The sequence below is a fragment of the Streptomyces sp. CO7 genome, assembly GCF_053474865.1.
In genome coordinates, this window is sequence record NZ_JBRIOU010000006.1 from 347,787 (window position 1) to 350,847 (window position 3,061).

At 75.5% G+C, this 3,061-nt stretch carries 4 protein-coding genes; 3 read left to right on the forward strand and 1 reads right to left on the reverse strand.

All coding sequences use genetic code 11. From position 1 onward, the window contains the following. The first annotated feature begins 496 nt into the window (after positions 1-496). Entirely contained in the window at positions 497-973 is a 477-nt protein-coding gene (locus tag ACOV8S_RS23110) for a hypothetical protein (RefSeq protein WP_448319954.1), read from the forward strand. 42 nt (positions 974-1,015) lie between these two features. Here the strand turns inward: ACOV8S_RS23110 and ACOV8S_RS23115 are convergent, their stop codons facing one another. After that, the gene (locus ACOV8S_RS23115; RefSeq protein WP_448319955.1) at positions 1,016-1,309 is read right to left on the reverse strand and encodes a hypothetical protein; all 294 of its coding nucleotides are present in this window, start codon (positions 1,307-1,309) and stop codon (positions 1,016-1,018) included. Between the two features lie 172 nt (positions 1,310-1,481). Here ACOV8S_RS23115 and ACOV8S_RS23120 point away from each other — a divergent pair, with 172 nt between their 5' ends. Then, a complete protein-coding gene (locus ACOV8S_RS23120) occupies positions 1,482-1,904 on the forward strand; it encodes a DUF350 domain-containing protein (protein WP_448319957.1) in 423 nt (140 codons plus the stop codon). A 129-nt stretch (positions 1,905-2,033) separates the two neighbouring features. Then, a complete protein-coding gene (locus ACOV8S_RS23125; RefSeq protein WP_448319959.1) occupies positions 2,034-2,945 on the forward strand; it encodes an ADP-ribosylglycohydrolase family protein in 912 nt (303 codons plus the stop codon). Positions 2,946-3,061: the final 116 nt, after the last annotated feature.

Here is a 3,061-nt window from a genome sequence, read left to right on the forward strand (position 1 = left end):
CCCCACATCCGCCCCGCGGGCGGCGGGCAGCGGGCGAAGGCCCCGGCGGTGACGGCCCACCGGAACGTCGACGCCGACCGCCGGAGCGGTGCGCCCACGCCCAGGACGGTCGCCGGCCCCTGGGGAGCAGCCTCGCCCCCCGGGATTACCCGGTGCGGGAACGTGCCGCCCTCGCTCCTGTCGCCGCGTGCCGCGCAGAGGCGGGGCCCGACGGCCGTCGGGAGGGGTGCCCGCCGCGGCCGCGGCCCGGAGACCTCGACCCGGGACCCCGCGCCGACCGCCCGCGTCACGCACGGGAGGGCGCGCCGGACGGCACGGACCCCGGCCACCCCGCAGCCGTGGCCGTGCCGTGGTCACGGAAGCCGCACCGGCGGCTCCGGTGCCCGTTCTTCTCACGACGTTTCGCGTACCGCCCCACTCCGTACCCCCGACTCGGCGCTATGGTGCGGAAGTTCGACATCACGTTCCACTTTCGTACGCGTAGAGGAATCGCACCATGCGTGTGGGAATCACCGGGCACCGCAACCTGAGCCACGAGATCGTCGGCCAGGTTCAGGAGAGGCTCGCCGAACGACTGAGGCGCTACGACCCGGCCGCGCTGACCGTGGTCACCTGCGCCGCCGAGGGGCCGGAGAGCGGGCTCGCCAGGGCCGCGCTGGACGCGGGCGCCGCACTGGAGATCGTCGTCCCCGCCGAGGACCACCGCGCCACCCTGTCCTCGGAGTACCTGCCCGTCTACGACGATCTGGTGAAGCAGGCCCGGCGCGTGCACCGGACGGGGCTGGAGTCGTCGACCCCCCAGGCCCGCCAGACCGCGGGCGAGATCCTGGTGGGGCTGAGCGACGAGCTCCTCGCCGTCTGGGACGGCCGGCCCGCCCTCGGTCACGGCGGCACCGCCGACACGGTCGCCTACGCGCTGGGCGTCCACGTCCCCGTCACCGTCGTGTGGCCCGAGGACGCCGCTCGTCCCTGACGGTCGGTGCGGTCAGGCCCGCAGGTCGGTCCGACGCGACCGTCACGCCTGGCCGCGCACCGCCGTCACCACGGCGAACGCGGCGCACAGCGCCAGGGCCGAGGCCCCCAGGACGCACCCGGCGAGCGCGCGCAGACGGCCCGGCACGGGGCGGCGGACGGCTGCGGTGTGCGCGGCGGCGTCGACGAGCCGGACGGAGGGCCGCACGCCCTGCCGTCCGGCGCCCAGCAGCCCGGCGAGTTCCAGGGCGCGCAGGCCCAGCGCGGCCGCGAGCGGTGCGCAGAGGAGGACGGCGAGCACGGCCAGGAGCCGGATCACCGAGGGGTCGGTCGGCATGGCCGGAACGTACCGGCGGCACACCGCACGGCAGGGGACGCCGCGGTGAAGTCCGCCTGAACAGCGGACGGCCGGATCGGGCCACCGCCTCACCGCCGCCGGCGCCGAACATCTGCGCTAGATTTTGCCTCTCCTTGACTGCCGATCACTCATCGCTGGAGCCGACACCCCTATGAACGACATCATCGAAGGCCTCGGCCGGGCCGCCGCGTACGGCGCCCTGGGCGTGGTCCTGCTGATCCTCGGCATCTTCCTGATCGACCTGCTGACGCCCGGCAAGCTGGGCCGCCAGATCTGGGAGGAGCGCAACCGCAACGCCGCCCTGCTCCTCAGCTCGGCGCTGCTGGGCATAGGCGGCATCGTCTTCACGTCGATCTGGACCACCTACGACGACTTCGGCAAGGGGCTGCTGTCGACCGCGGTGTTCGGTCTGCTGGGTCTGGTGATGATGGCGGTCGCCTTCCTCGTGGTCGACCTGGTCACCCCGGGCAAGCTGGGGGCCACCCTGGTCGAGCCGGAGCCGCACCCCGCCGTGTGGGTCACCGCCTCCTGCAACCTGGCGGTCTCGGCCATCGTGTCGGCCTCCATCGCCTGACGCTCCCCCGGCCTCGCGTCGGCCCGCCCGCCCATCGAGCCAGGGCCTCCGCCGCACGGGCACGAACTCCCCGGCGGAGCGCGCGGATTCGCCGTCCCTGCGGAGCGGGGGCCCTGCGATACTGCGCCGATGATCGACTCACCCGCCGCCGCGCTGGATTCGTTGTCCGGGCTCGCGTTCGGCGACGCCTTCGGGGACCGCTGGTTCGGCATCCTGCGTCAGCACGGTCCGGAAGCCCTGGAGACCCGGACGCCGCCCCCGGAACCGCTGTGGCGGTGGAGCGACGACACCGCTCAGGCGGTGGTCCTCGTCCGGGAGCTGGTCGAGGGCGGAGGCGTCGTCGACCAGGACCGCCTGGCCCTGCGTCTGGCGGCGGCCTACACCGAGGACACGCACCGCGGCTACGGGGCCTCGATGCACGACGTGCTGCGCCGGATCGACGCGGGCGAGCCCTGGCAGGAGGTGGTCGCCGGGCAGTTCGGCGGCCAGGGCAGCTGGGGCAACGGCGCGGCCATGCGAGCCGCCCCGCTCGGCGCCTGGCACGGCGCCGACCTCGACGTGGCCGCCGAGCAGGCCGCCCGCCAGGCCGCGGTCACGCACCATCACCCGGAGGCGGTTGCCGGAGCGGTGGCGGTCGCCCTGGCGGCGGCGATGGCGACCCGCGGCCGGGGCGGACCCGCCCCGGCCCGGCCGGACTTCCTCCGGGCGGTCGCCGCGCGGCTCCCCGACAGCGACGTCCGGTCGGGAGTGCGGATCGCGGCCCGGATGCCGAGGCACACCTCCGTCCGGCACGCCGCGGAGGTGCTGGGCTCCGGCTACCGGATGTCAGGGCCCGACACCGTCCCGTACGCCCTGTGGTGTGCCGCGGGGCACCTCGACGACCTGCACGAGGCTCTGTGGGTGACGGTCGCCGGGCGCGGTGACATCGACACCACCTGCGCGATCGTGGGCGGGGTCGTCGCCGCCCGCACCGGCGTCGCCACCCTCCCTCCCGCATGGCACGCGGCCCGTGAACCGCTGCCGCCGGTCGTGACGCGGTAAGGGCTCCCGCCGGGACGCGGGGGCACCGCCCGCGCCGGCAGATGGGTGCGCCGGAGAGCGGGGAAGGCTCCTGAACGCGTCGCGCGCCTCCACGGGCCCGTTCCGGACGCGCGCGC

Excerpts from the sequence above, each read along its gene's own strand:
- ACOV8S_RS23110 (WP_448319954.1), top strand. The coding sequence starts at position 497 with ATGCGTGTGGGAATCACCGGGCACCGCAACCTGAGCCACGAGATCGTC.
- ACOV8S_RS23115 (WP_448319955.1), bottom strand. The coding sequence starts at position 1,309 with ATGCCGACCGACCCCTCGGTGATCCGGCTCCTGGCCGTGCTCGCCGTC.
- ACOV8S_RS23120 (WP_448319957.1), top strand. The coding sequence starts at position 1,482 with ATGAACGACATCATCGAAGGCCTCGGCCGGGCCGCCGCGTACGGCGCC.
- ACOV8S_RS23125 (WP_448319959.1), top strand. The coding sequence starts at position 2,034 with ATGATCGACTCACCCGCCGCCGCGCTGGATTCGTTGTCCGGGCTCGCG.